The organism is Lysinibacillus sp. FW12, from assembly GCF_050817245.1.
GTDB lineage: Bacteria > Bacillota > Bacilli > Bacillales_A > Planococcaceae > Lysinibacillus > Lysinibacillus irui.
Genome location: NZ_CP139094.1, coordinates 3027313 through 3053587, shown reverse-complemented (window position 1 = coordinate 3053587; position 26275 = coordinate 3027313). Strand labels below are relative to the sequence as shown.

Here is a 26275-nt window from a genome sequence, read left to right as displayed (position 1 = left end):
TTTTATTTAAATCGTTGTTACTAATTCGACTGCTTCAAGCACAATTGGTGTTCCAGCAGAAAGCGAAGCCGTAACAGTATTGAATGTTATTTCAGTTGCAGAAACTGTATACGCATCACCTTCCTGTAGAACGCCATTGATATATAAATTATAGTAACCATTCGCGACTACAGGAAATGTAGTTGCAGCTGTGCCGCTATCATCTAAAAATGTTGTAGCAGCGACTGTTGTGCCGTCTGTAATAGCTAGAGGTGCAGCTAAGACGTTAAAAAATCTTGTAGAAGTACCAGTTACATTGACATGAATATTAATGATGGAAAGTGCCACCTGATTCACCTCCTTTCGTGTTGCTTATTTTGTTGTGAAGCCTAGTGATTCAATGATGATGGGCGTTCCTCTATACAATGTAGCATTGTAGGGATCAATCGTAAGTGAGGCAGGAGTTACCGTATAAATGCCGCCTTCTTGCATAACGGCATTAATATAAAGATTGATATAACCGTTGGGCGAAAAAATTGTAAATTCAGTAATGGGGTCGGCATTGTCATTCCAAAAGAGTGTCGCTGGAAGTGTAGCCCCATTTGTTAAATCAAGATCCGCTGTGACAATATAAAAATATCGATGGATGGTCGGAATAATGGCTCCTTCTGGGACTACTTCAGAAGGAGGAACAACGGGCACTCCGTTTGTTGCTTTTATACGGGGCCAGATAAATCGATTCTCGCAGTTACAAGGACAATCTTTTTCAACGTGCTGATGATTCTTAGGATTCACCATGTGCTATCACACTCTTTTCTAAAAAATAGTCTTGCCCCGAATAGGTTCACTATAAAATATGAAGAAAATATCATTCTATCTAGTTGAGCATCTTTCATTTAACGAGTATTATTTCAGACAATCGAAGCGTACTAGCTAGGAGGAAGCGTTGGCATACATGCCTTTTACCGTAAATTAGTGTTATACTTTGCTAGTTGAATAAGGTAGAATACTAATTATGAATAATTAACGAAAAAGGGGTTACTGGTTTCATGAAAGATTTTGAACAACAATTGGAGGGGCTTTTAAAGCAAGCTTCTTTGCAATACATAATCTATCAGCATAATGGTGATACGGAGCGTATGGATAAAACATCACTTTTTGCTCGGAAGATTCAACAAAAAGAGTATGTGATTGGCTTTGCAGGCCATTTCTCTGCAGGGAAGTCAAGTATGATTAATGCGCTGTCTGGCGAAAATTTACTAGCTTCTAGTCCGATTCCTACAAGTGCTAACATCGTAAAAGTGCATAAATCTGAGGAAGACTATGCAATCGTCTATATGCGCAATGAAAAGCCTGTTAAATTTGAGGCTGGCTATGATTTTAAAACGGTAAAAGAGCTAAGTAAAAATGGAGACTTAGTGTCACAAATTGAAATTGGCCACAGTACTTCTACACTCCCTGAAGGTGTAACCGTGATGGATACGCCAGGGGTAGACTCAACAGATGATGCACACCGTATGTCAACTGAATCAGCACTCCATATTGCCGATATCGTATTTTATACAATGGACTATAACCATGTGCAGTCAGAGCTGAATTTCCAATTTACAAAGCAGTTAATGAAATATAATCCAAACGTTTATTTAATTGTCAATATGATTGATAAGCATAAAGACAATGAATTAAGCTTTGAGGACTTTAAAGCTACTGTTCATAATTCCTTTACTGCATGGGGAGTTGTACCGAAAGGTGTATTCTTCACTTCTTTAAGAGAGCCAGAACATCCACATAATGATTTTGAGGCGGTCAAGAAAATTGTTATGGATAGTATGAATGATTGGCAGGAGCAGCTTGTACAAACAGCAACGAATACATTGCGTTTATTGCAAAGTGAGCATGACAATTATTTAATGGAAGAAAAAGAGGATCGTTTAGCTATTGATGAAGACATCTTAAGTGCAGATGACTGGGCACACCATCAAGATATTTTAGAGCAATACAATAAATTAAATCGTCAGGTTGAATTATTCTCAGTAGAAGCTTGGAATGAAACGTTTGAAGAGCAGCGTAAGGAATTACTTGCGAATGCTGCTATTATGCCAGCTGATTTACGTGACCGTTTACGTCTGTATTTAGAAAGTATGCAGGAGGGCTTTAAAGTAGGGGGACTCTTTACTGCCAAGAAAAAAACAGAGGAAGAGCGTAATCGTCGTAAAGAGGATGCTTATAGTGCCTATCAAAATGTTGTTCATGCCCAAATCACAGGGCATCTAAAAGGGCTTATGAAAAAGGCCTTGAAGGATGTTGGCGCTTTAAATGAAGAACGGGCTTCAGCGATCGATGGCTATGAATTTGACTTACCTTTCTCATTGATCGAGCAGCAAGTTCAAACAGGCGCACTATTAACAGGTGATGCTGTATTAAACTTTGCTAACCGTGTCGCAGAGGCAACGAAGCGCTATTTCATCCAAGAAACAGATAGCTGGAAAAATGCCCAAGCGACAACGCTTGAAGCAGTGGCAACAGAAACGGCAGCACCTTCAAAACTAAAAATGGCTGCTATGCAGGATAAAGTGGATGCGATTAATGCTGTACTTGAAATCGAAGGCTATCAGCAATATAGTGCAAGCATTATGCATCAAGCAAGCAATGAAATCCGTAAAATTGCGAATCAACAGCTAACAAATTGGGAACATTCTTTTAAGCAAGATTTAGCCGATATTCGCTTGTTTGATGAGTCTATGCTGAAGCCGAAAGAAGTAGTGATCCAACAAGAAGAAGTTCAGCAGGCTGTTAGTGCAACGACTTTACCAATTGATGGTGTTATTCATCGTGCCCTTCATACGGCCAATGCTGTCAAAGAGGTACAAGGCTTTGCAGAAGTTGCGCACTATCTTGAAAATAAAGTGGAACGATTACAGAAAAAAGATTTTACCATTGCTTTGTTTGGGGCATTTAGTGCGGGGAAATCTTCCTTCTCGAATGCATTAATGGGCGCGAAGGTCTTACCAGTATCGCCAAACCCTACAACAGCAGCTATTAATAAAATTCGCCCTGTAACGCCTGAGCATCCACATGAAACGGCAGACGTACAGCTTAAAACAGCCGAGCAAATGTTAGAGGATATTCAAGGCTCTTATAAAGCAATCGGCTTGACAGTATCTTCATTGGAAGAAGCATTTAACCGTGCGGATGAAGGACTTGCCGTACAGTTATCGGATGAGCGTTTAAATGTTCATAAATCATTTATTCGTGCTTACAAGGAAGGCTATCCAACTTTTAAATCTGAACTGGGAACAATTATCCGTGTGGACCGTGAAGAATTTGAAAAGTTTGTTGCGCAAGAAAATAAATCTTGCTTTGTTGACAATATTGATTTCTATTATGATAGCCCACTAACACGTATGGGTGTGACGCTAGTAGACACACCAGGAGCAGACTCTATTAACGCGCGTCATACAGGGGTAGCCTTTGAATATATACGTAATGCAGATGCCATCCTATTTATTACGTATTATAACCATGCCTTTGCCAAAGCTGATCGTGAGTTTTTAATTCAGCTTGGTCGTGTAAAGGATGCATTTGAGCTTGATAAAATGTTCTTTATTGTCAATGCGATTGATTTAGCAACAACTGAAGAAGAGCAAGAAGATGTAAAAGGCTATGTTCGTTCAGAGTTACAACGCTTTGGTATTCGTTTCCCTCGCTTGTACGGGGTTTCCAGCCTATTAGCGTTAAAAGAAAAAGTAGAAGATGCTGATTTAGCATCAGGGATGCCACCGTTTGAAAACGACTTCCATACATTCTTAAATGATGAGTTGAGTGCGCTAGCCGTACAGGCACTTGCAGAGGAAGTTGATAAAACAGAGCAGCGCCTGGCAGATTTAATTGCCCAAACGGAGGAAAACTTAAAACGTAAAGATGAGCGTTTAGAGGAACTAACAACACTTGAACAACATATTCAAACGAAGTTCAGTGCGCTTAATACAAGTATGTTAGAAAGTGAAACGAAGCAAGAGCTTGATGAGCTTTTGTATTATGTTCTACAACGTGTCTATTATCGTTATCCAGAATTCTTTAAGGAAGGATACAATCCGTCGACATTTGCAGCGATGCCAGCACAGCAAGCATTGGAGCATGCATTGAAGGAAGTCATGCAAAGTTTACGTTTTGATTTCACACAGGAAATGCGTGTTACTAATTTCCGTTTATCACAGTTTATTAGTAAAAAAATGCAACAACGCTTTAAAGATGAAGTACGCGAGCTCAAAGAATTAAATCGAAGCTTCTCGTTCTTATCATTCGAATCTTCAGAGCCGAATTTATTGGATTTTGAAGGACCATTCTCGGATATCTCAAAATATGCGAGCGTAAAATCTCACTTCCGCAATCAAAAAGCATTCTTTGAAAAGAATGAAAAAATGAAGTTAAGTGAAGCGCTTGAAACATTAACAAAGCCAGATGCACAAGATTATTTAGATGCACAGAAAGTTTCCCTCATGACATGGGCGATTACGTTTATTGCAGAGGAAGCAGAAAAATTACGTTTATATATTTATCATCAAGCGCTTGAACAAATTGAAACAGAAAGATTGGCACTACAGGAAGAGAGCCGTTTAGCTTCCTGGAAAGCAATTTACGCACAATTACAATACGCATGAGGTGATTGATATGGGAAAAGTATTCAAATCAGTGGATGAAATTCAGTTTGATGGGGTTCGCTTTATAGATGCTCGTTTCGATCTTCAGAATAAAGAGGCAGGGAAAAAAGCATTTGAAGAAGGCCATGCAACAGGGGCGGTTCATATTGATTTAGAACAACAGCTATCAGATATGGACAGTATTGAAGGCCGACACCCAATGCCGAGCAAGGAAAAATTAGCGTCCGTCTTTCAAGAATTAGGCTTAAGCTATGATGATCAAATTGTTGTCTATGATCAAGGAGCAGCTCCATTTGCTCCACGTGCATGGTGGATGCTAACTTATGCAGGTTTCCCAAATGTTGTGATTGTAAACGGCGGTGCACCTGCACTCGAGTCGAAAATTCCGTTCACCAAGGATATTATTAAATACCCACCAACGATCATCGATTTTGTTTGGAAGGATGAGCTTTATGCACCACGCCAAGCCGTAAAGGCTATAGTTGATGGTGAAGTGCAGGCTACTTTGCTCGATGCACGTGCAGCGGAGCGCTACCGAGGAGAAATAGAGCCATTAGATCAAGTAGCAGGACATATTCCCACAGCCAAAAACTTCGATTGGGAGCAGCTGAAGGTAGATGGTCAATTAAAAGCGAACGACGCATTACGTCAAAAAGTTGCGCGTGACGAACAAGTGGTTGTCTACTGTGGCAGCGGTGTAACAGCATCCCCACTCTATGCTGTTTTGGCAGATGAAGGTTATGAAAACATCCAATTATACGTAGGCAGCTTTAGTGACTGGATTACACAATACGATGTGGAAAAAGGTACGAATGAATAAAAGGAAACGCTCACCTCGGTGGGCGTTTTTTTTTTATGGATAGAGAAGCTTTTGGTGAATAGCACACTCCAATTGAAGGATAAAACAGAAAAAGTGGAGGAAAGGGCGTCTGGATTAATGGGGGAAGAATAACGGAAGTGGTGGATAGAGCAGAAAAAGTGGAGGATAAGGCACCTGGAGTAATAGGAAAGAATAGAGAAATGGATAGAACATTCAAATTGAAGGATAGAAAAGAAAAAGTGGAGGATAGGGCCCTTGGAGTAATAGGAAAGAATAGAGGAAGTGGATAGAACGCTCAAGATTGAAGGATAAAAAAGAAAAAGTAGTGGATAGGATGCCCGAAGTGATGGATAGAACAGAAAAAGTGGAGGATAGGGCACCTGGAGTAATAGGAAAGAATAGAGGAAATGGATAGCCAGCACAAATTGAAGGATAGAAAAGAAAAAGTAGTGGATAGGATGCCGGAAGTGGTGGATAGAAAAGAAAAAGTGGAGGAAAGGGCACCTGGAGTAATAGGAAGAATAGAGAAATGGATAGAACATTCAAATTGAAGGATAGAAAAGAAAAAGTAGTGGATAGGATGCCGGAAGTGGTGGATAGAGAAGAAAAAGTGGAGGATAGGGCACCAGGAGTAATAGGAAAGAATAGAGGAAATGGATAGAAAGCTCAAATTGAAGGATAGAAAAGAAAAAGTAGTGGATAGCCAGCACAAATTGAAGGATAAAAAAGAAAAAGTAGTGGATAGAATGCCCGAAGTGATGGATAGAGAAGAAAAAGTGGAGGATAGTGCACCTGGAGTAATAGGAAAGAATAGAGGAAGTGGATAGAAAACTCAAATTGAAGGATAGAAAAGAAAAGTAGTGAATCACACCGCACTGAAATGAGGAATAGCAGAGAGTATTTTGTTACTAAATAAAGTAATTTTTACTATTTTAGGGTTTGATGGTATTATATAGAGTATTTCAGAGGGGGGCAATGAATGGGCTTAAATAGTATGTATTATTGCATTGCTATGCTACTTATAGCCATCACGATTTCAATGATGATAATAGCAATTCGTAAAGGTGTCAGTAAGCTAAGTGTAATAATGTTTGGCTTGATTATGGTTCTGCTGCTTAGTAATAGTGCGGTATATGTGAATAAGCAGTTGGCTAACCCTATGATTGTTCCGCTTGTTTACGATTTTTATAGTGATAATGACACGCATGATTTTGCAATACATTATATAACAAATAAAAGCGATTATCGTAAAGTTGAATATTTACAGGCTGGCGATGTTACATTATGGACAACGAGTACTGGAGACAAGAGAAAGGGTGGCTACTTTTATTATTCTAGTGATGTGGTGAATGAAACTGCCCATCAATTTATGCGTGCCGCTTATTTTAGTGCCAATACAACGGAAATCCAAAAGCTACTTCAAACGAAGAAGGTATACTTAGTCCTAAACGATGGTGAAAAATTAGCTACTTCCTTATCTTTAAAATGGGATGATTCTAATCAAAGAACGGTTCGTTCAATTCGTGTATCTGGTAGTAGCAATGGGGAACATTCGACATCATTTGAATCTCCGCAGGATACGCAAATTGATGCAGTCAATATACCTGCATGCCTAAAGAGGCATACTAAATTGCTAGAATTGAGAGTGAATGAAGTGGCCTATACAGAGAAGGATTTCCCTATTTCCGTGAAGAAAGGGCAAATTGTCTATGTTTCCTTTCAAACCGAAGATTCTGGATTAGATATTCATGCCAAAGTAAGTGTAAGTGGATCGGATGCGATATGGCCAGTATGGATCGATAAAAAAGCTGTATTAGATATTCAAAAAATAAAAGAGGAGCGCCAGCGTTATGATTGTGATGGATGAAAAGTACCGACATTTAGAGTTCTTAAAATGGCTTTCGATTGCCCTTTGCTTGAAACTGGTGCTATTGAATATCGTTCCCTTTGCTTTTTACATTCAACAATTTTTGTTTTATAGTGCGTTATTTAAAAGTTTATCTTATTTTAAAGGAAAAACATTGGCGAAAAATTTGATCTTCATCGATATCGGATTACTCTTTGTTAATCTCTTGCCAATAAATATCGTTTTAAGTACCTGGCAGTTAGTGATAATAATGATCGTTGAATTATTTATTATTTTAGAGATTGGTAAGATAGTAGCGGAAATTGAACGACAATATAAAGCACTTCAAACTACATCTCGTATTTTGACGATGTATCAGTGGCTTGTTTTAGGGGTAGCTGCAGGATGGACTTTTATCATGAATGTGGATTACTTCTCCATGATTATATTTGTAAGTATTGGTGCGATCTTGTTATTTATTGCCAATGTACGTTTACTGTTTCATATTCAACGAATCAGAAAATCCATTAAATTTATCATGAAATCTAGAATTCCCTTAAAATGACTCACCATTCATTTTATGCTACACTCTTGAAAAGGGGGAAAATGGATGTTTACACGTGAGACGAGCATTGAGATTCATCACAATGGTCATGTGCAAAGTGCGCAGGGGAAAGTAGCTATACAAGGGTTCGGGATGAGTGTTTACAGTTTTTTTGTGGATGGATTACTCATTGATACAGGCTCTAATTCATTGGCACAGGAGTTTCAATCTTTTTTTAGTCCTCTATCAATCGAGCAAATCGCATTGACACATTCTCATGAAGATCATGCGGGAAATGTTGCTTGGCTTCAGCAGCAAAAAGATGTACCAATCTATCTTCACCGTGATTCTCTTACTCGTTGTGAAACAGTGGGAGATTATCCTATGTATCGTCAAGCATTATGGGGGGAGCGTCCAGCATTTGTTGCTCAGCCGCTTGGTGCTACATTGCAAACAATGACAACAGTTTGGGATGTCATTGAAACACCTGGTCACACAACGGATCATGTAGCCTTTTATAATCGTGAAACGGGTGCAATGTTTACGGGTGATTTATATGTTCAAAGCAAAACAAAGGTTGTACTTGACGAGGAAAATATTGTACATACCTTAGCGTCCTTAAAAAAATTATTAAACTATGATTTTAAAGAGGTATTTTGCTGTCATGCAGGGTATCTGCCGAATGGTCGAGAAAAAATAATGGAGAAAATTGCGTATATTGAACAACTAGAAGATAAAGTACGACAACTTTATAAGCAAGGATATTCCGTAGAAGACATGACGAGAAGTATCTTCCCACGAGATTATCCAATTACCAAAGTATCTGGTGAGCAATGGTCGTCCAAGCATATAATCACAGCTTTTATCAATCAATTCATGCATGAGTCCTTACTATAGGGGCTCTTTTTTTGTTGCTTTATATAAAAGAATTGAAGTTATAATAAATAACATTGTGAAAAAATGTGAATAAATTGTGACAAAACCAATTGTAATGATGGATACGCTTACATAAGTTTGTGAAAAACTTCTCTTTTACACAAGAAAAATACTATGTGAAAAGTTGAACAGGCAAAAAGGCTACAGTTGTACATTCTTCAGCGATTACTCTCTAGCTATTATTATTTAAAAATAATTGATTGTGAAATGTGTAATTTGACATAAAAATGTATTCTAAGTAGATAAAACAGCATTTATTAAAGATGAAATTAAATTGACAGAAAATTCGTTGACTATATTTTCACAAAGTATTATGATACTGAAATACAATAAAAACAAAGGGAAAAGGATGGGATGGAATGGACGTAATGAAAAAGGCATTAGAAATGCATGCACATTATAGTGGGAAATTAGAGGTGACTTCAAAGGTTCCAGTACAAGATTCGTATGATCTGAGTTTGGCCTATTCACCTGGGGTGGCAGCGCCTTGTGTGGAAATTGAGAAAAATCCATCACTCGTGTATGACTATACAATGAAAGGGAATATGGTGGCAGTCGTGTCGGACGGTACGGCAGTTTTAGGGTTGGGGGATATCGGACCAAAAGCGGCATTACCAGTTATGGAAGGGAAGGCGATTTTACTAAAGCGTTTTGCCAATGTTGATGCTTTTCCAATATGTTTAGATACGAAGAATACGGATGAAATCGTCAGCATTGTGAAGGCGCTTGCTCCGACATTTGGTGCCGTGAACTTAGAGGATATCTCGGCTCCAAGATGCTTTGAAATTGAAGATCGCCTACGTCAGGAATGCGATATCCCCGTATTTCATGATGATCAGCATGGAACAGCAATCGTGGTAGGCGCAGCGATGATAAATGCGAATCGCATTGTGCAAAAGGATGTAGAAACGATGAAGGTTGTTATTAATGGAGCGGGTGCGGCAGGAATTGCTATTTTACGTATCCTTGTGCAAATGGGCTATAAAAATATTTATATGTGTGACACAAAAGGTATTATTTATGAGGGACGTACGGAAGGCATGAATCCGATAAAAGAAGCGGTTGCACATTTAACGAATCCAGATAAGCTTCATGGTACATTGGATGATGCGCTAATTGGTGCGGATGTCTTTATTGGTGTCTCTGTTGCGAATCTATTAACAGAGGCACATATTGTGTCCATGAATGCAAATCCAGTTGTTTTTGCCTTAGCTAATCCAAATCCTGAAATTACCTATGAAAATGCCAAAGCATGGGGTGTACGTGTTATGGGGACGGGACGTTCGGATTATCCGAATCAAATTAACAATGTGCTTGCATTCCCAGGTATATTCCGTGGTGCCTTAGATGTGCGAGCAACGGATATTAATGAAGCCATGAAGCTTGCGGCTGTGGAAGCAATCGCATCTCTTGTCAGTGACGAGGAGTTAACAGAGGAATACATTGTACCAAAGTCACTAGATGAACGTATTGTGGCAATCGTCTCGAGGGCTGTGAGCGGTGCAGCTGTAGAATCTGGCGTTTCGGAGCTATTCCAACAAAGTGCAGCATTATCTGTTTAATAAAATAGAATAGGGAAATAGAGCAGATAGGGAAAAGTGAAGTGCTTTTCTCTATCTGTTTTTTATCAAATATGCTCGAAATTTGTTGTTATTTGGTGTTTTATGTAATAAAATGATTAAGTAAAATGGAATGTTTTACATAGTTGATTGAAGAAGAAGAAATACTTATTGATGACAGATTTAGATTGAAAAATAAGTCTTAAGTCCATTTAAAATTGAAAGAAGTGATGAAGGAAAATGAAATCAATCGTACAATTTCGATCTATTAAAACGAAGCTAATCGCTTTTTCATTGCTACTTTTAATGATTCCGTTACTTATCTTAGGTTTTATAAGCTATCAGCAAAGTAAATCAAACCTAGAGACGGTAGGGAAAGAAAATCTAAAAAATAGTGTGGAAATGACGATAGCCATGATTGAGCAATTCAATCAAGAGGTAGAAGAAGGCAATTTATCATTAGAGGAAGCTCAGGAAAAAGTAAAGATTGCTATTTTAGGAGAAAAGGATAGTGAAGGAAAGCGACCGATTAATAAGGACATTAAACTTGGCGACAATGGTTATATTTTTGTCGTTGACCAAAAAGGGATGTCAGTTGCCCATCCAAATATAGAGGGTACGAATGTCTGGGATGAAGAGGATGATAATGGCGTTAAGTACATACAAGGAATCATTGCCAAAGGGAATGAAGGTGGTGGATTTGTTTCTTATTCGTGGCCATTACCTAATTCAGGTCAGTTAGAGGACAAAGGGGTTTATGCGGAAACGGATCCATATTGGGGTTGGGTCATTGGTGCGAGCACTTATTTAATGGACTTCAATAAACCAGCACAAAGTATTCTTAAAATAACACTTATAGTAATTGGCTTGGCCATTATTGTTGGGATATTGATCATTTGGCAATATGCGAGTAGTATGACGAAGCCTATAAACCAAGCGGCTCAAGCGATGGAGCGTTTTGCAGAGGGAGATTTATCTCAAGAAAGTATGGCTATACGTTCAAAAGATGAAATTGGTAAACTGGCAAGCGCCATGAATCAAATGCAAATAAGGTTGAAAGATATGATTCATAATATTGCTCAAGCATCTGACTTAATTAACACTTCTAGTAAAGAGCTAACGCATTCAGCAAATGAAGTTAATATGGGAGCGGAGCAAGTCGCAATTACGATGCATGAATTAGCATCAGGTGCTGAGGGACAAGCCCACCATTCTAGTGAATTAACTTCATTAATGGAGCGCTTTACAGCAGATTTACAGGAAACGAATCAGCATGGTGCACATATTCATCAATCTTCAGTAGAAGTTTTAGCATTAACGAATGAAGGAAGTCAGCTTATGACATCCTCTAATTCTCAAATGGAAAAGATTGATAGCATCGTGCAAAATGCCGTTGAGAAAGTGAAAAAATTAGATGCTCAAGCACAGGAAATTTCTAAATTGGTCGTGGTCATTAAGGATATCGCAGATCAAACGAACCTGTTAGCTTTAAATGCTGCGATTGAAGCGGCAAGAGCAGGAGAGCATGGCAAAGGATTTGCTGTTGTTGCAGATGAAGTACGTAAGCTTGCAGAACAAGTAGCCTTTTCAGTAAACGATATTACATCCATCGTCACGAATATTCAGCAAGATTTTGATGTGGTCACGAACTCTTTAGAGGATGGTTACCAAGAAGTAAAAGAAGGAACGAATCAAATAAAAGCTACTACTGAAACATTTAACACGATTAGCCACTCCATTAATGATGTAGTGGAGAGTGTCCAATTAATTTCAACGAATTTATCGAAAGTTACAGAAGATGGTCATAAAATGAACAACTCTATTCAAGAAATTGCTGCGGTAGCAGAGGAATCTGCTGCAGGTGTCGAGCAAACAACAGCTACGACAGAAGAGACAAGTAGCTCAATGGAGGATATGGCTGGAAAGTCTGCTCAACTATCGGAATTAGCATTACAATTGAAAGCACTCATTGCTCAATTCAAACTATAAAAAAAATCTCCCACTCTCTGAAATGAGAGGGGAGATTTTTTTACATCATGCCAACACCAATAATACCGATGAGGATGATAAAGAAAAGAACAAAGAACACGATGAATAAAATAACAGCTGGAATAAAGATAGTGAAGAAGGCCATCCAGTTAGAAATTTCATGTGCTTCTGCAACGGCGCCAACAGAAATAACAAAAGACCATACACTAACAACAATAGTTGCTAAAACAGTTGGCCAAAAGATCCATGGCACATCTCCGATAAAGTTCGGATCTAATAATGAATCTGGTGATGTAACTAACCAAATAATATAAAGCGGAATGAGGACAATATAAGGTACTGCTGTTAAACTTAATCCTTTAAATAAGTCAGAGTAAGTACCGGTACCTTTAAATAACTTACCAAATAACCAAGTGACCAATGCAGAAATAGCTGTCCCGATAATACCAACGATTGGAGCGAAAATGATACATAATAATGCTAAAATCCATGGTGATAAATCGGGAAATAACTCCGAATCAATTAGTCCAGACATAAGAGAGCCGATATAGCCAATAGACAAAATCAAAATTGCAAAGCCAATAGATTTTTCATTAATCATATAACGAGTCGTTTGCTTTGGATGTAGCCAAGCTGATAAAAATGGATTTAGTCTTGGCCTTTCTTCTTGCGATGTCTCATTATAGTTTTCCATCAAACTACCTCCAAAATAATAGTATAATTGCTTATTCCATATGTTAATATACGAGTGAAGTGAAGAAAAGTTTCGTAGAAAATTAAAATAACGCCCTAAATAAAAAAGAGTCGTAATGATCGACTCTTTTTTGCAATGGATTTTTATTCAGCTAACATCAATTTTTCTAGCTCAAGCGGTTCGATGTATTGCTCACCTTTGTAAGCACGCATATTACCACCAGAGATTTCATCGATTAATAAAATCTCATTTGTATTTGCATCGCGGCCAAACTCTAGTTTAATGTCATAAAGTGTTAAACCTTTTTTAGCAAGCTCGGCTGCAACAAATTTAGAAATTTCAATTGTACGTTGTTTTAAAATAGCATATTCTTCGTGAGTTAACAGGTTTAACATAGCTAAAGAATCTTCTGAAATAGGAGGATCTAGTCGATCATCATCTTTAATGGTTACTTCTACGAAGGAGTCTAAATCTTGTCCTTCTTTAACATAGGCACCGTAGCGACGTAGGAATGAACCAACAGCTTTGAAGCGGCAAATAACTTCCAAACCGTTCCCGAAAACTGTTGCAGGTTTTACTGTCATCGTTGCATCTTCAAAGTTTGCGTCTACATAATGCGTAGGAACACCTTGTTCATTTAATTTGGAATAGAAATAGGAAGTTAGGCGTAAACCTGCTAAACCAGCGCCATCAATCGTTAATCCAACAGTATTAGCACCTGGGTCAAAAACACCGTTTTCTCCTGTCACATCGTCTTTAAATTTTAATAAATAATGACCATCTTCTAGTTTGAACACATTTTTTGTTTTCCCTGTATACAATAATTCCACAAAAATACCCTCCAATATTTCATAGTACTCTAAAATTATAACACGAATGTTTTAAATATTTAATAATAAAAATGTTCGTTTTAAATGTTTATTTACATGTTTTGTAACGGAATACTTAATGAAAAATAAGGTGATAACGAATATTCGTTATCACCTTATATGAAATTAAGAATATTTTGAATTTGGATTATAGGAAACTATGACAAAGAAATACTATTAATAAACACCTTCCATAAGCATTCCATCAGCTACTTTGATAAAGCCCGCGATGTTTGCGCCCATTACTAAATTACCTGGGAAGCCATATTTTTCAGCTGCTGCTTTGCTGTCCATATAAATATTTTTCATAATTTGATGAAGTTTCGCATCTACTTCTTCAAATGACCAAAATACGCGGCTTGAATCTTGTGCCATTTCAAGAGCAGATACAGCAACACCGCCAGCATTCGCTGCTTTAGCAGGACCGAATAATACACCTGCATTTAGGAATTCATTGATTGCTTCCAGGTCTGATGGCATATTGGCACCTTCACCGATAGCTTTCACACCATTTGAAATTAATGTACGAGCCGATTCACCATTAATTTCGTTTTGAGTAGCACATGGTAGGGCAATATCACAAGGAATTGTCCAGATACCTGTACAACCTTCTGTAAAAGTAGCATTTGGTCGGTAATTAACGTAAGTTGAAATACGGTCACCTTTTACTTCTTTAATTTCTTTAATAGCTGCTAAATCTAAGCCTTCTGGGTCATAAATATAGCCTGAAGAGTCAGAGCAAGCAACCACTTTTGCACCATATTGTTGTGCTTTTTCAATGGCATAAGTAGAAACGTTACCAGAACCAGAAACAACTACTGTTTTTCCTTCGAATGAATCATTTGCATCTTTTAACATTTCGTTGACAAAATAAACTGTACCGTAGCCAGTTGCCTCTTTACGTGCTAAAGAGCCACCATAACCAGGAGTCTTACCAGTTAGTACACCAGATTCATTTGCCTTTGTTAAACGTTTGTATTGGCCCCATAAATAGCCAACTTCACGAGCACCTACACCAATATCACCAGCAGGAACATCGACATCTGGACCAATATGACGGTATAATTCAGTCATGAATGCTTGGCAGAATCGCATGATTTCTGAGTCTGACTTACCTTTCGGATCAAAGTTCGAACCACCTTTACCACCACCGATTGGTTGCCCAGTCAACGCATTTTTAAAGATTTGCTCAAAGCCTAGGAACTTAATGATGGATTCGTTCACGGAAGGGTGAAAGCGAAGGCCGCCTTTATAAGGCCCCATCACATTGCTGTATTGAACACGATAACCGCGATTTACTTGCACTTGATTGTTATCATCTTGCCAAGCTACACGGAAGGAAATAATACGATCAGGCTCAACGATTCGAGATAAAATATTGGCCTGAATATATTCAGGATGTTGTGCGAATACAGGCACTAATGAGATGAAAATTTCTTCAGCCGCTTGTAAAAATTCCGCTTGATGACAGTTCTGTTGTTTTAGCTGCTCAAATACGCCATCAACGTATTCTTTTGCTAATTGTTCATTGCTAACAGTTGTAATTGTCATAATTAAAACCCCCATTTAGTTGATAGGTGTATCGTATATCTATTTTTCAAACTATTCAATAAAATACTTTGTAAGTTTGTGAAGAAATGAGCAAGAGAGGTCTGAAAAATATTATATTAAAATAATTATGTACTAAGTAATTAATCTAATTTCGAGAAAGGAATGATGCTTTATTGTGAAGGTTCTAATAGACGCTGATGCCTGTCCAGTAGTGGATTTGGCGCTATCTATATCATCTGAATATGAGATAGAAACTATCTTATTTTGCGATACATCTCACCGTGTTGAACGTGATAATGTAATAACAATTACTGTTCCGAAAGGTCCGGATTCGGTTGATTTTACGCTTGTGAACGCGCTTTCAAAACATGATATTGTCATTACACAGGATTACGGGTTAGCAGCAATGGTTTTAGCAAGAGGTGGATATCCGATCGATCAAAATGGACGAGAAATGTCTGATGAAAATATCGAACGTTTGCTCGATATGCGTCATGTTGGTCAAAAAATTAGAAGGGCAGGTGGGCGAACAAAGGGACCTAAAAAAAGAACACAAGAAAACAATATTTCGTTTGAAAGGAAATTTCGACAAATTTGTGAACGAGCAATTTTAGCTACTAAAATGGAGGAATCTACAGGTGAAAAATGAACGTAATCACGAACTATTGGAGCAATATCCACAGCTGAAGGAACTAGCAAAGAAGGATACTGTTTTCTGGGAAAATACAAATCGGATGAAAAAACCAAAGACAATGCACTTTACTATGTCTGAAGTAGAGGATGCGGAAGAAACATTGCAGCGTTTTTCATCATATTTAAAAGTAGTCTTTCCTGAGCTTGTAAAAAGTGATGGTCTGATTGAATCCACTATTGAGGAAATGGCAGAGATGAAAAATGCCCTTGAACAACGGTATGATGTCTCAATACCTGGCCAATTACTGTTAAAATGTGATCATAATTTACCGATTTCTGGATCAATCAAAGCACGTGGAGGAATTTATGAAGTATTAAAACACGCAGAAAGGCTTGCTTTGGCAAGTGGAAAGCTTAAAGTAGAGGATGATTATGCAGTCTTAGCTACAGAGGCATTTCAATCATTTTTCCGACACTATACAATTGCAGTAGGCTCTACAGGAAATTTAGGTTTAAGTATCGGCATTATGGGCAAGAAGCTCGGCTTTAATGTCGTAGTACATATGTCGAGCGACGCCAAGAAATGGAAAAAAGACTTGCTACGAGAAAAGGGAGCGACAGTGATTGAATATGAGGCTGATTACAGTGTGGCGGTAGAACAGGGCCGACAAGAAGCTATACAAGATCCAATGTGCCATTTCATTGATGATGAAAACTCAAAGGATTTATTCGCAGGCTATGCAGTAGCCGCAAAGCGTTTAAAAGGTCAATTAGAAAAGGCTAATATAACAGTCAATTCAGCGCATCCTTTGTTTGTTTATTTACCATGTGGTGTAGGTGGAGGGCCAGGTGGGGTTGCCTATGGACTGCGAGAACTATTCGGCGAGCATGTGCATATTTTCTTTGCAGAACCCGTCGCATCTCCTTGTATGACGCTAGGCTTAATGACAGGTTTACATGATGAAATAAGTGTAGAGGATATTGGCTTAGACAATAAGACGGAAGCAGACGGTCTAGCAGTCGGCCGTGCCTCTAAATTCGTTGGAAAAGTAATGGACACGTATATTAGCGGATGTTATACGGTAAAAGATGAGGAATTATTTACTTCACTAGCATTAGCAATGGAGTCTGAGGAGCTATTTTTAGAGCCATCCGCACATGCAGGAATGTTTGGACCGATCCAGTTAATGAAAAACGGGCAAAAATATTTAGAAAAGCATCATGTAACCGACAAAATGGTGCAAGCTACTCATATTGTATGGGCGACAGGTGGAAGTATGGTGCCGAAGGAAATGCGTGAGGACTATTTAAAACAGACAACATTATAACCATTAACTATTTATAGGCATTAAAAAAGCCTAGAAATTTCTTTCTAGGCTTGATTCTCACTTACTTTAAATGCTCCATGACACACTGCCTCGCTTTCGCATTGTATCTTAAAAATAAGACAACCGTGCTTTAGCTACATTCAGTTTTGTTGGACCTTCAGAGTTTGCAATCCATCCCACTCATCGGGTTAACCCTCCTAGTCATTGGATTTGAAGTGAAATCGTTAATAGTATGGGTCAATACTTATTTTTTATACACATTTTTTTAACTTATGTGTAGAAACCTTAATAATTATCGCTGTAGCTGTTTTCGCTGAGCACTTAAAAATACTTCATGAGCTGCTCGCACACCAGCACCTGGCTCAAAATCATAGGAAAAGTCTTGAAGTGCTGCTTCCATTAATGAAACTGCCTGTAATACATCGCTAGGGAAACAATAGCCCATATGACCAAATCTGAAAATTTTCCCTTGTAAATGACCAAGCCCTCCAGCGAAATCTAAATGATAATGCTGTTTTAAATGTGTTAAGAAATCATTGAGATCAATCCCTTTTGGAGCCATGATCGCTGTAATTGTCGGGGATGCATACTCATCGTCAGTTAAAAGGTCAATGTTCAGTGCTTTCATCGCATTACGGACCATGTTTTTCATTAATTCATGTCGGGCAACAGTTGTATCAAAGCCACCTTCCTGCTCGATTAGCTTACAAACCTCATGAAGTCCATAGATAAGTGTGATAGTAGGCGTATTTGGCGTCATCCCTTTTTCTGCCCAGCTCCGATAGCTCAATAAATTTAAATAATAGGATGGGGTTTTATTTTCTTCTATGATTTGCCAAGCTCTTTCACTTATGCTAACAAGAGAAAGCCCTGGTGGCAACATCATCGCCTTTTGAGAGCCTGTAACAAGAATATCGACTCCCCAAGCATCCATCTCAGCAGTAGCACCACCAATGCAACTTACACCATCGACGATACATAATGCAGCTGTTTCTTCACGAACGACCTTTGCTAATTCAGCGATCGGGTTTAAAATACCAGTGGAAGTTTCATTGTATGTGATAAAAACAGCCTTAATATCCTTTAATGGCTGTAAGAAATCCCGTAACTCATTAGCCGTGCAAGCTTGACCCCATTCTTTTTCAAGCTTATGTACGTTGAAGCCGTATTTTTCACAAATCGAAACAAAATAGTCACCAAAAGCTCCAACTGTAACAACGACCACATGTTCACCAGCTGAAACCGTATTCACCGCAGCTGCCTCTAGAGCAGCTGTGCCACCTGATGGGAGTAGTAAAATATCTTGCTTTGTCCCAAAAATAGGTTTTACTAATTCGACTGTTTCTCGATATAATTCCACAAATTCAGCGCTTCGATGACTAAAAATATCACGATTCATCGCAAGCTGAACCTTTTTTGGAATAGGTGTTGGCCCAGGATGTCTTAAAATATTTTCATACACAAATATCAGTCCCCTTTGAAAGAAATTCTAAATTTTCTAACTATAATCATAACATAATTATTATATCTGCTAGCTATATTTTTGAAAAATGATGGAAGAGATTGTCATTATGATACAATTTCCTAAAAGGAGTCAAAGCTATGGAGACAATGAGGCATTATCCATTTATCTACTTTTTGTACGAAGCAAATCAGGTCTTGGTTTATAAAATTCAAACATTAAATTATATCACGATAGATGATGTGGTGGAGAGAGGGAAATGGGAGGCATATGAACTTCAACCATTTGAATCATTTGCTGCTTTTCGACATGAACGAAGCAGTCCAAAGGAGGGATGGACTTTGATGGTAGAGCAAGATCATCTAAATCTTTTTGTAGACATTATTAATGATACCATTCAACAACAGAAAGTTTTGACAACAACGACAGCCCCAATGGTACATATTGTCTGTTCCGAATCCGTAGCAGGCTCACTACGAGTAGCACTTGCACCGCCGAAATATGTAATTGGGTTTCCAGATGATTTGTCTATAGGTCCGTTATGGAAGCTTGATGAAAAAAGAGGACAGGCATTTCGCCATGAATGGTTAATGGAAAATATAAATGATGGTATGGATGATTTTGTGAATTATCATCATTTCATGAATACGATAAGAGAAATACAGGATATTCCGCGTCATTTACCAATTTACATATGGTATGGAGACAATATAGAAGAACAATGTGGACTTAGATTTTTCCTTTATTTATTACGTGAAAAAACGAATGAAATCTATCTTATCAATACTGGGGAAGAGCGTGTTAGCAATCGGCATTGGAATGTAGAACAGTATGACAAAATAAGCTTGTCTGCTAATGCACATCTATTATTTCAGCAGCAATGGGAACGTTTAGCGAGGACAAAAGAGGTGTTACGCCTCTGGTTGCATCAACAAATTCAGGCGGTTCCAGTGAACGCCTATGATTCATTGATAATAACAAGGCTAGAACAACTTCATCAGCAGCAAGGAACCATCGATTATATTCAAACAGGGGCACTCATTTCAGAGCTTTTAACTAAAATGGAGGCTCCTCCAAATATCTTCTTTCTTGAATATAGAATTCGTTATTTAGTGTACAGTGGTGTATTTGAATTAAAAGGCATCCCTAAATCTATGCACCATTATCAAGTAAAAATGCGCCAAAAACCTCTTCAGCATTAAGGCATGAAGAGGTTTTTGAACGGTTTATTAGGCAACAAATGGTCTGTTCATACGCATTAAACCATAAATAGCAAAGAATAAGCCGCCTGTTATAATCATTAGAATTGTATAAAGCACGGCTTTCCCTGATTCTCCACACCAACGATAAAATAATCGGTAGGAGAAGTATAATGTAAAGCCTGCTGCACCTAAAGAAGCAAGTATGCCAATAATAGGTATAAACGAAACGATGATCAAGCCCGCATAAATGAGCGTATTTTTTAAAGCTGTGGCACGTACTGTTTCTCGGCTATCGCCACTAGCTGTCAGCAGGAAAAGACTGTATACATTAATAATAGGAATCCAAGCGATATAGGCTACATCTGCAAAACCATTTGTTTTAGACGTCATAAAATAAATTAGTGCACTAATAATATAGGCGATTAAACCTAAAGCAAGAGCTGCTAAAATAAATATAATAAATAAACCACCCATGGCTGCATCAAAATCATTGTAATAATACGAATCATTATAGTTCATCAGTAAAACCTCCTTTCATAAAAAAATACCTCCTAATAATAACAATCCTAAAGTGGTAAATCTACAACAATTTTTATAAGATACTTAGTGAAAATCGCACAAATGTACTAGGACATTCGCTTTTTCTAAAATGTTGATGATGATTTTTTGAGTAGTAAATGCAAAAATGCAAAAAATATCCTTTATGGAAAGAGTATGCTAGTTTTGGAGAATTATTTTTAGCGAATTGTGTTTTTCAATGTTTCCCCTATAGAAAACATTACTATCCTATGATGGAGGGGGTTCATAAAATGCAAAAAAAATCACCTTACGTTAAAGTGAGGTGATTTTTTCGACTGAATTAAATAAATTTAGCAATATGCTCTAGCTCGATACGAGAAGAATTGTAAGCAGGAGCGGAAGCCTTGCCAATGGCGATTAAAATAATAGGTACAATATGATCGGCTAATTCAAAGCGTTTTGCGAAGGCTTCTTTATTAAATCCACCCATCGGAACGGTATCATAACCCATATCTTTTGCTAATAGCATGATTTGCATGGAAATCAGACCTGCATCGAATGTCACGATATTTTTTAAAACTTCTTGTGGAAGCTGAGAATACAAGTTTATAGAGTTATTGATCATTAAATCCCTTGTTGCTTCATTGATATAGCCTAGATCAAAATTTTTTGTATAGATAGCCTCTGCATTCTCGTACATTTTTGTATCACCTAAAACGGCAATAATAGCGGAGGAAGTTTCAACCTGTTCTTGATTGTTGGCAATAGCACGTAGCTCTTTTTTTGTTGCCTCGTCTTGAATGACTAAAAAGCGCCAAGGCTGCATGTTACTAGAGGATGGAGCAGACGTTGCTTCTGTAAGCAATTGTTCTAATTGTTCTTGAGGAATTTTATAATTTTCATCGTATTTGCGAACAGATTTACGGTCATGCATAATTTTATTTAGATAACTTTTAGTCACTGTCATAATTCCAATCTCCTTCGTTCGTGTAATGCATTTTTTACTATACGATAAAGGGATTGATTTTCCAAGTGAATTGCTTGAATTTGAGAATCTTGAATTCAATAACTCTGTGATTTCTTCCCATTGCTATAATTAGCGCTAAGGTTTAAAGTTCTCGATCGTATGTTCGGAATATATGTTCCCTTTTACGAGATAATGTGTTACATTAATAAGGAAAAATAGAGAGAGAGAAGGAGTGGAAGTAATTTATGCAAGGGAATACCCATATTGTTGGGGGCATCACTGCAAGTCTTGCCTTTGCACAGTTTTCAAATGATAACCCACTTATCTTAGTAGGTGCAGGTGTTATCGGAGCATTACTTCCAGATATATGTCATAGAGGTAGTAAAATTGGTCGAACTTTTCCTATCATAGCGAAACTTGTCAATACTGTGTTTGGGCATCGTTCCTTTACACATAGCTTACTTTTTCTATTGTTAGTGATGTTGATATTACATACGTTGATTCCTTATAGAGCCATTTCTATTGGAGTTATTGTTGGGATGGCAAGTCATATTGTGCTTGATATGTGCACTAAGAAGGGAGTTAAACTATTTTTCCCCGCGTCTGTATCCATTCGTTTTCCACTGACGACGAAAACTGGTAGTAAGGTGGAGGGGATTGTGCTTATGTTATTGTCAATGCTGTCCATCTATTTGAGCTATGAATTGATTGCAAGATTTATTTATTCTATATAAATAAGGAGAGCCCCAGTATAAATTTACTGGGGCTTCATCATATTAGTCAGCTTGAACCTCTTCCACTGTTTGCTCTACCTCGGCACGTGTCATTTTTTCACGACCTTCTTGCATAGCCTTTAAAGTTTTATGAGCTAGGGCAAGTGGTAAACGACAGAACAATAGAATTGTACGTTTATTAATATCTTTCATATATAGATCTGCTTTAGCTAAATTTTCTTCAGCATAGGCAAATAAATCCTCACGTGTCCAACCTTCGGGAACAAAGCTAACCCCACGTTCATCTAAATCCTCATGTTGATTTCGTAAGATGTTGACGGCCTGAAGCCCTCGACCATAGCCAATCGCTAACTCACGATCCGTTTGAACGTCTGCACCCCACGCCCAAAGCTCAGACAACATCGTCCCTACAAGCCCTGCCACGTAGTATGTATAGTCATCTAAATCCTCACGTGTACGTACTTGCCAATTGGCCTTAGCCCATTTCGCCATACCAAAAGCCATTTCACTTGTGGAAGCTTGGACAATTTTGCGTGATTCTTCCGGGCAAAACGTTAGCCAATCTGCTAAACGCAGTGTTACTTCAGGAAGCTGATCAGCATATGGAGCTAATAATGCTTGATAAGCCTCTTCATTAAATGAATCTTTTAATAATTCACTCGTTGTTGTTAGTAAATCAAATTTCACATCATTTGAAAGCTCTTCATGATCTTCAATTTCATCAATGGCACGCATAGCTAAATAGGCAGCAGCTACTGATACTTTTAAATCATTTTTTAAAAAAGTAATCGGTATATAAAACGTGCGGCTTGTATCTTTTAAAACCTGCATCGCTTCTTTGTAAAGTCTTTTTTGATCTTTCACTCGTATTCCTCCGTTCAAATGGTTCCACATCTATAGTATATCGTATCGTAAAAATAGGGAAAGATAAAACAGATTGTTCATTTTTAAAGCGATATTCTTTGAAAACGTTTACTAAAAATGATATAGTTTAATAGTAAACTATTTAAATCTATACCTTTTATGTGGTCAGAAAGTATAGATTTATGTTAGTACAACCACATGTCAAAGAGAGGAAGTTGAAAGAAATGGGACGTTTAAATAATAAAATTGCTATGATTACTGGTGGAGCTTCTGGTATGGGCGCAGCGATGGCTAAATTGTTTGCACAAGAGGGCGCTACAGTAATTGCAGCTGATATTAATGAAGAAAACCTAGCAAAAATTTCTGAGGTAGACAATGTAGAGGGAATGAAGTTAGATGTTTCTTCTGACGAAAACTGGGCAAAAGTAACAAAAGCGATTGTCGACAAATATGGTCGTATTGATATTTTAATTAACAATGCTGGTATTTCATCTGAAAAGGGACCCGATCAAATTACACAATCCGATTGGTCACTTATGCATAATATCAACGCTTTTGGTCCATTCCTCGGTATTAAACATGCTTCTAATTATATGAAGGAAGCGGGAAAAGGCTCCATTGTAAATACATCGTCTTACACAGCGATTATAGGCGCAGGATTCAATGCTTACACAGCTTCTAAAGGATCTTTACGTGCTATTGCTCGTGCAGCTGCGTCAGAACTAGGTGCGTTCAATGTTCGTGTCAATACTGTTTTCCCAGGCGTTATTGAGACACCAATGACGGCTAAATTATCAGAAGCAAAAGAAGCGATGGACATGCTAGTAAGAGCGACACCAATGGGTCGTTTAGGTCAACCTGAAGAAGTGGCGAATGCTATCTTATTTTTAGCATCAGATGAGGCTTCTTATATCACAGGTGCGGAGCTTGTTATTGATGGTGGTTATTCAGCTCGTTAATAAAACATGTATGATGAAAGTGGAAATGCCTGCTCAAGCAGTGCATTTTCACTTTTTTTGTTTTTCTAGTAGAATGATGATAAAGCTATAGAAATTCGTCAAAAAACAGCTGTCCATTAGAAATATTTTGATATTTTTCGTGATTTTTTCATGAAAGTTTACGAAGTTATTGCACAATCATTTCAACAGCGTTAAAGTTTAGAAAGGGCGAAAATGTCATAACACGATTTTGGGGGATTGTACTAAGCATTTAGCTTTTGAATGAACGAATGTATTGGTCAGGATTTTGGCACAAAAAACTCCTTGCAAAATCCATGACACCAAAGAGGCATTATGGTCGTAATTGCCTGAATCATCGCGTAAACCGTCATAGGAAGTTACGTAATAAACACAAAGGAGAATTGTATGCCAAAGGCTATAGGTATTGATGCAGGTGGCACATTAACGAAGGTTGCCTATTTAGATCAAAACAATGAACTTGTTTTAACAACCTTTCCGTCTAATGATTTGCAATCTGTGAAATCTTGGATTATTGATCATCCAGATATTGAGGATATTGGTGTTACGGGGGGACGTACAGAACAATTACTTGATGTCATTAAAACAATGAAATCGATTCATTATATAGTGGAATTTGAAGCAACATTAAAGGGTGTCCGATTTTTATTAAATAAAGAAGGGTACTTTTTTGAGCGTAGTATGATTACGAATATTGGAACAGGTACCTCCATTCATTACATGGAAGACAATACCCATATTCGCGTTGGAGGGACAGGCGTTGGTGGTGGGACATTAATAGGTTTGTCAGCGCTTACAACAGGCATTACAGATTATAATGAAATACGAGAAATGGCTGCCAATGGCAATCGTGAAAGTATTGATTTATTGGTGAAGGATATATATCAAGGGATGGATACACCAATTGATGGTCATTTAACTGCTAGTAATTTTGGAAAAGTGGGTATAACTCAGTCAATGAAGCATCCCGCTGAAGATATTATTGCGACCGTACAGGGACTTGTTGGTGAAGTCATCACAACACTCAGTATTCAATATGCAGAAGAGAAAAATGTTCAGCATATTGTTTATATTGGTTCAACACTTAGTAATAATGATCATCTTGCCCGAGTAATTGCCAATTATACACGCACAAAGAAACATACACCTGTCTTTATTAACGATCATGGCTTTTCAGGAGCAGTCGGAGCATTGCTTAATATAACGGAATATACAATTGTCTAGAGACAGATGAGAATGAACATGACTAACGTAGATTAGTCATGTTCATTTTTTTTACAATTAGCGAAGAAACTTACCTACATTAAAACGTCTCTAGCTGAACAAATTACATGTAGGAGGTGAAGTTACGTGGGCAAGCGTAATAATCGAAACAACAGTAAAACAATGAATATGAGAACGCATAATCCATTTGGTACCTACAAAAGCAAAGACCTCGATCGCAGTAATAGCAATAATAACAATCCGAATGACAACTTGAACGAAGAGTTTGCAGCAGAATTTGATGCGAAGGCCAAAAATAAAGATAATAAAACGAATCATGATAAAAACCAACAGTCTAATAAAACAAAATAGCGGGGGTATGGATCATGGCAAAAAAGAGTAAAACAAGCTTTAAAAAGAAAAAGAAGGAAGATACACATAAAAAGAATGATCGTGAGGAATATTCAGCAGAATTTAACCAAGTCATTCATAATAATCCTCAACAGCCAAAACAATAAATCAAGTTGCTCCAAATCATTTGGAGCACTTATTTTTTGCATTATTAGCCTCTTCATACAGTAAGGAGAGATGGAAGTGAAAAAATTTATTGTCATGCTTGGACTTCTTTTTGTAAGTCATTCTCTACCGCTTCCTATGTCGACTGCACATGCACAACAAGAAGTGCCTGCCTATGCAAAATGGGGACAACTAGCCATCAAAGAGGTAAAGTCGAAATATCCTACTGCTCAAATTGTAGATTATTTGCATGAAGGCAAAGAAGTACATGGATTGTCAACAATTGAGAAATTTAAGCTTTGGCTCAAGCAACCTGACAAGGAATTTGGTGTCCATGTAAAAATTAGCTATTTAACCGCAACGCAAGAAGTGGAGAAAATTGAATTTCAAGAAAGTTCTTCATAAAAAGAGGATGCCTAATT

Annotated in this window: 28 protein-coding genes; 19 read left to right on the top strand and 9 right to left on the bottom strand. The window is 37.8% G+C overall.

What is annotated here, in order from left to right:
- Positions 1-6: 6 nt before the first annotated feature.
- Together SJW71_RS15950 and SJW71_RS15945 are read right to left on the bottom strand one after the other, a co-directional pair.
- Positions 7-327 (bottom strand): DUF4183 domain-containing protein, encoded by a 321-nt coding sequence (locus tag SJW71_RS15950; RefSeq protein ID WP_312507650.1) that lies wholly within the window; start codon positions 325-327, stop codon positions 7-9.
- A 24-nt stretch (positions 328-351) separates the two neighbouring features.
- Positions 352-777: a DUF4183 domain-containing protein gene (locus SJW71_RS15945; RefSeq protein ID WP_274796509.1), complete on the bottom strand. Its 426-nt coding sequence runs from the start codon at positions 775-777 to the stop codon at positions 352-354.
- A gap of 251 nt (positions 778-1028) precedes the next feature.
- Between SJW71_RS15945 and SJW71_RS15940 the strand changes: the two genes are divergently transcribed.
- The 10 genes from SJW71_RS15940 to SJW71_RS15895 all read left to right on the top strand — a co-directional run bounded on the left by SJW71_RS15940 (position 1029) and on the right by SJW71_RS15895 (position 12334).
- Positions 1029-4640 (top strand): dynamin family protein, encoded by a 3612-nt coding sequence (locus SJW71_RS15940; RefSeq protein WP_431811191.1) that lies wholly within the window; start codon positions 1029-1031, stop codon positions 4638-4640.
- A gap of 10 nt (positions 4641-4650) precedes the next feature.
- Positions 4651-5460, top strand: coding sequence for a sulfurtransferase (locus SJW71_RS15935; protein ID WP_322606300.1), 810 nt, complete (start codon positions 4651-4653; stop codon positions 5458-5460).
- 137 nt (positions 5461-5597) lie between these two features.
- Positions 5598-5750 carry a hypothetical protein gene (locus SJW71_RS15930; protein WP_431811190.1) on the top strand — a complete coding sequence of 51 codons (153 nt, stop codon included), beginning with the start codon at positions 5598-5600 and terminating at the stop codon, positions 5748-5750.
- Between the two features lie 239 nt (positions 5751-5989).
- A complete protein-coding gene (locus SJW71_RS15925; RefSeq protein WP_431811189.1) occupies positions 5990-6121 on the top strand; it encodes a hypothetical protein in 132 nt (43 codons plus the stop codon).
- Positions 6114-6287 carry a hypothetical protein gene (locus tag SJW71_RS15920; RefSeq protein WP_431811188.1) on the top strand — a complete coding sequence of 58 codons (174 nt, stop codon included), beginning with the start codon at positions 6114-6116 and terminating at the stop codon, positions 6285-6287. The genes SJW71_RS15925 and SJW71_RS15920 overlap by 8 nt, the downstream gene beginning before the upstream one ends.
- 152 nt (positions 6288-6439) lie before the next feature.
- The gene (locus SJW71_RS15915; RefSeq protein ID WP_431811187.1) at positions 6440-7327 is read left to right on the top strand and encodes a hypothetical protein; all 888 of its coding nucleotides are present in this window, start codon (positions 6440-6442) and stop codon (positions 7325-7327) included.
- On the top strand, positions 7311-7871 hold the full coding sequence (locus SJW71_RS15910; RefSeq protein WP_431811186.1) for a hypothetical protein: 561 nt from the start codon (positions 7311-7313) through the stop codon (positions 7869-7871). The genes SJW71_RS15915 and SJW71_RS15910 overlap by 17 nt, the downstream gene beginning before the upstream one ends.
- 45 nt (positions 7872-7916) lie before the next feature.
- Entirely contained in the window at positions 7917-8747 is an 831-nt protein-coding gene (locus SJW71_RS15905; protein WP_431811185.1) for an MBL fold metallo-hydrolase, read from the top strand.
- Between the two features lie 398 nt (positions 8748-9145).
- The gene (locus SJW71_RS15900) at positions 9146-10348 is read left to right on the top strand and encodes an NAD(P)-dependent malic enzyme (RefSeq protein ID WP_431811184.1); all 1203 of its coding nucleotides are present in this window, start codon (positions 9146-9148) and stop codon (positions 10346-10348) included.
- Positions 10349-10585: 237 nt separating this feature from the next.
- Positions 10586-12334, top strand: coding sequence for a methyl-accepting chemotaxis protein (locus tag SJW71_RS15895; protein ID WP_312507122.1), 1749 nt, complete (start codon positions 10586-10588; stop codon positions 12332-12334).
- Positions 12335-12374: 40 nt separating this feature from the next.
- Here SJW71_RS15895 and SJW71_RS15890 read toward each other — a convergent pair whose 3' ends face one another.
- The 3 genes from SJW71_RS15890 to gdhA all read right to left on the bottom strand — a co-directional run bounded on the left by SJW71_RS15890 (position 12375) and on the right by gdhA (position 15448).
- Positions 12375-13028 carry a Yip1 family protein gene (locus SJW71_RS15890; RefSeq protein WP_312507121.1) on the bottom strand — a complete coding sequence of 218 codons (654 nt, stop codon included), beginning with the start codon at positions 13026-13028 and terminating at the stop codon, positions 12375-12377.
- 143 nt (positions 13029-13171) lie between these two features.
- The gene (locus SJW71_RS15885; RefSeq protein WP_431811183.1) at positions 13172-13858 is read right to left on the bottom strand and encodes a phosphoribosylaminoimidazolesuccinocarboxamide synthase; all 687 of its coding nucleotides are present in this window, start codon (positions 13856-13858) and stop codon (positions 13172-13174) included.
- 216 nt (positions 13859-14074) lie between these two features.
- Entirely contained in the window at positions 14075-15448 is a 1374-nt protein-coding gene (gene gdhA, locus SJW71_RS15880; protein ID WP_274796524.1) for an NADP-specific glutamate dehydrogenase, read from the bottom strand.
- Positions 15449-15623: 175 nt separating this feature from the next.
- Between gdhA and SJW71_RS15875 the strand changes: the two genes are divergently transcribed.
- Together SJW71_RS15875 and SJW71_RS15870 are read left to right on the top strand one after the other, a co-directional pair.
- The gene (locus SJW71_RS15875) at positions 15624-16097 is read left to right on the top strand and encodes a YaiI/YqxD family protein (RefSeq protein ID WP_431811182.1); all 474 of its coding nucleotides are present in this window, start codon (positions 15624-15626) and stop codon (positions 16095-16097) included.
- Positions 16087-17409 carry a D-serine ammonia-lyase gene (locus SJW71_RS15870; RefSeq protein WP_431811181.1) on the top strand — a complete coding sequence of 441 codons (1323 nt, stop codon included), beginning with the start codon at positions 16087-16089 and terminating at the stop codon, positions 17407-17409. Before SJW71_RS15875 ends, SJW71_RS15870 begins: the two co-directional genes overlap by 11 nt.
- Before the next feature lie 292 nt (positions 17410-17701).
- On the opposite strand, the gene SJW71_RS15865 is transcribed toward SJW71_RS15870, so the two are convergent.
- Positions 17702-18871 carry a pyridoxal-phosphate-dependent aminotransferase family protein gene (locus tag SJW71_RS15865; RefSeq protein ID WP_431811180.1) on the bottom strand — a complete coding sequence of 390 codons (1170 nt, stop codon included), beginning with the start codon at positions 18869-18871 and terminating at the stop codon, positions 17702-17704.
- A gap of 140 nt (positions 18872-19011) precedes the next feature.
- Between SJW71_RS15865 and SJW71_RS15860 the strand changes: the two genes are divergently transcribed.
- Positions 19012-20073: a DUF1835 domain-containing protein gene (locus SJW71_RS15860; protein ID WP_322606290.1), complete on the top strand. Its 1062-nt coding sequence runs from the start codon at positions 19012-19014 to the stop codon at positions 20071-20073.
- A 27-nt stretch (positions 20074-20100) separates the two neighbouring features.
- On the opposite strand, the gene SJW71_RS15855 is transcribed toward SJW71_RS15860, so the two are convergent.
- Both SJW71_RS15855 and SJW71_RS15850 read right to left on the bottom strand, forming a co-directional pair.
- Entirely contained in the window at positions 20101-20592 is a 492-nt protein-coding gene (locus tag SJW71_RS15855) for a hypothetical protein (protein WP_322606289.1), read from the bottom strand.
- Positions 20593-20932: 340 nt separating this feature from the next.
- A complete protein-coding gene (locus SJW71_RS15850) occupies positions 20933-21559 on the bottom strand; it encodes a nitroreductase family protein (protein WP_322606288.1) in 627 nt (208 codons plus the stop codon).
- A gap of 245 nt (positions 21560-21804) precedes the next feature.
- Between SJW71_RS15850 and SJW71_RS15845 the strand changes: the two genes are divergently transcribed.
- On the top strand, positions 21805-22293 hold the full coding sequence (locus SJW71_RS15845; protein ID WP_312507116.1) for a metal-dependent hydrolase: 489 nt from the start codon (positions 21805-21807) through the stop codon (positions 22291-22293).
- Between the two features lie 42 nt (positions 22294-22335).
- Here SJW71_RS15845 and SJW71_RS15840 read toward each other — a convergent pair whose 3' ends face one another.
- A complete protein-coding gene (locus tag SJW71_RS15840; protein WP_431811179.1) occupies positions 22336-23157 on the bottom strand; it encodes a squalene/phytoene synthase family protein in 822 nt (273 codons plus the stop codon).
- A 224-nt stretch (positions 23158-23381) separates the two neighbouring features.
- On the opposite strand from SJW71_RS15840, the gene SJW71_RS15835 reads away from it, so the two are divergent.
- The 5 genes from SJW71_RS15835 (at position 23382) to SJW71_RS15815 (ending at position 26258) form a co-directional block, all read left to right on the top strand.
- Entirely contained in the window at positions 23382-24116 is a 735-nt protein-coding gene (locus tag SJW71_RS15835) for an SDR family NAD(P)-dependent oxidoreductase (RefSeq protein WP_429979888.1), read from the top strand.
- Between the two features lie 405 nt (positions 24117-24521).
- Complete coding sequence (gene coaW, locus SJW71_RS15830; RefSeq protein WP_274796538.1) at positions 24522-25358, top strand: type II pantothenate kinase; 837 nt, start codon at positions 24522-24524, stop codon at positions 25356-25358.
- A gap of 126 nt (positions 25359-25484) precedes the next feature.
- Positions 25485-25709: a hypothetical protein gene (locus SJW71_RS15825; protein ID WP_274796539.1), complete on the top strand. Its 225-nt coding sequence runs from the start codon at positions 25485-25487 to the stop codon at positions 25707-25709.
- Positions 25710-25723: 14 nt separating this feature from the next.
- On the top strand, positions 25724-25855 hold the full coding sequence (locus tag SJW71_RS15820; protein WP_274796540.1) for a hypothetical protein: 132 nt from the start codon (positions 25724-25726) through the stop codon (positions 25853-25855).
- 76 nt (positions 25856-25931) lie between these two features.
- Positions 25932-26258, top strand: coding sequence for a DUF3889 domain-containing protein (locus SJW71_RS15815; protein WP_312507114.1), 327 nt, complete (start codon positions 25932-25934; stop codon positions 26256-26258).
- Positions 26259-26275 lie beyond the last annotated feature (17 nt).

Bases quoted from the DNA above. Each gene is read 5' to 3' on its own strand.
- SJW71_RS15945 (WP_274796509.1), bottom strand. From the start codon at position 777: ATGGTGAATCCTAAGAATCATCAGCACGTTGAAAAAGATTGTCCTTGT.
- SJW71_RS15940 (WP_431811191.1), top strand. From the start codon at position 1,029: ATGAAAGATTTTGAACAACAATTGGAGGGGCTTTTAAAGCAAGCTTCT.
- SJW71_RS15935 (WP_322606300.1), top strand. From the start codon at position 4,651: ATGGGAAAAGTATTCAAATCAGTGGATGAAATTCAGTTTGATGGGGTT.
- SJW71_RS15925 (WP_431811189.1), top strand. From the start codon at position 5,990: ATGGATAGAACATTCAAATTGAAGGATAGAAAAGAAAAAGTAGTGGAT.
- SJW71_RS15920 (WP_431811188.1), top strand. From the start codon at position 6,114: ATGGATAGAAAGCTCAAATTGAAGGATAGAAAAGAAAAAGTAGTGGAT.
- SJW71_RS15915 (WP_431811187.1), top strand. From the start codon at position 6,440: ATGGGCTTAAATAGTATGTATTATTGCATTGCTATGCTACTTATAGCC.
- SJW71_RS15910 (WP_431811186.1), top strand. From the start codon at position 7,311: ATGATTGTGATGGATGAAAAGTACCGACATTTAGAGTTCTTAAAATGG.
- SJW71_RS15905 (WP_431811185.1), top strand. From the start codon at position 7,917: ATGTTTACACGTGAGACGAGCATTGAGATTCATCACAATGGTCATGTG.
- SJW71_RS15900 (WP_431811184.1), top strand. From the start codon at position 9,146: ATGGACGTAATGAAAAAGGCATTAGAAATGCATGCACATTATAGTGGG.
- SJW71_RS15895 (WP_312507122.1), top strand. From the start codon at position 10,586: ATGAAATCAATCGTACAATTTCGATCTATTAAAACGAAGCTAATCGCT.
- SJW71_RS15890 (WP_312507121.1), bottom strand. From the start codon at position 13,028: ATGGAAAACTATAATGAGACATCGCAAGAAGAAAGGCCAAGACTAAAT.
- gdhA (WP_274796524.1), bottom strand. From the start codon at position 15,448: ATGACAATTACAACTGTTAGCAATGAACAATTAGCAAAAGAATACGTT.
- SJW71_RS15860 (WP_322606290.1), top strand. From the start codon at position 19,012: ATGGAGACAATGAGGCATTATCCATTTATCTACTTTTTGTACGAAGCA.
- SJW71_RS15855 (WP_322606289.1), bottom strand. From the start codon at position 20,592: ATGAACTATAATGATTCGTATTATTACAATGATTTTGATGCAGCCATG.
- SJW71_RS15850 (WP_322606288.1), bottom strand. From the start codon at position 21,559: ATGACAGTGACTAAAAGTTATCTAAATAAAATTATGCATGACCGTAAA.
- SJW71_RS15845 (WP_312507116.1), top strand. From the start codon at position 21,805: ATGCAAGGGAATACCCATATTGTTGGGGGCATCACTGCAAGTCTTGCC.
- SJW71_RS15835 (WP_429979888.1), top strand. From the start codon at position 23,382: ATGGGACGTTTAAATAATAAAATTGCTATGATTACTGGTGGAGCTTCT.
- coaW (WP_274796538.1), top strand. From the start codon at position 24,522: ATGCCAAAGGCTATAGGTATTGATGCAGGTGGCACATTAACGAAGGTT.
- SJW71_RS15820 (WP_274796540.1), top strand. From the start codon at position 25,724: ATGGCAAAAAAGAGTAAAACAAGCTTTAAAAAGAAAAAGAAGGAAGAT.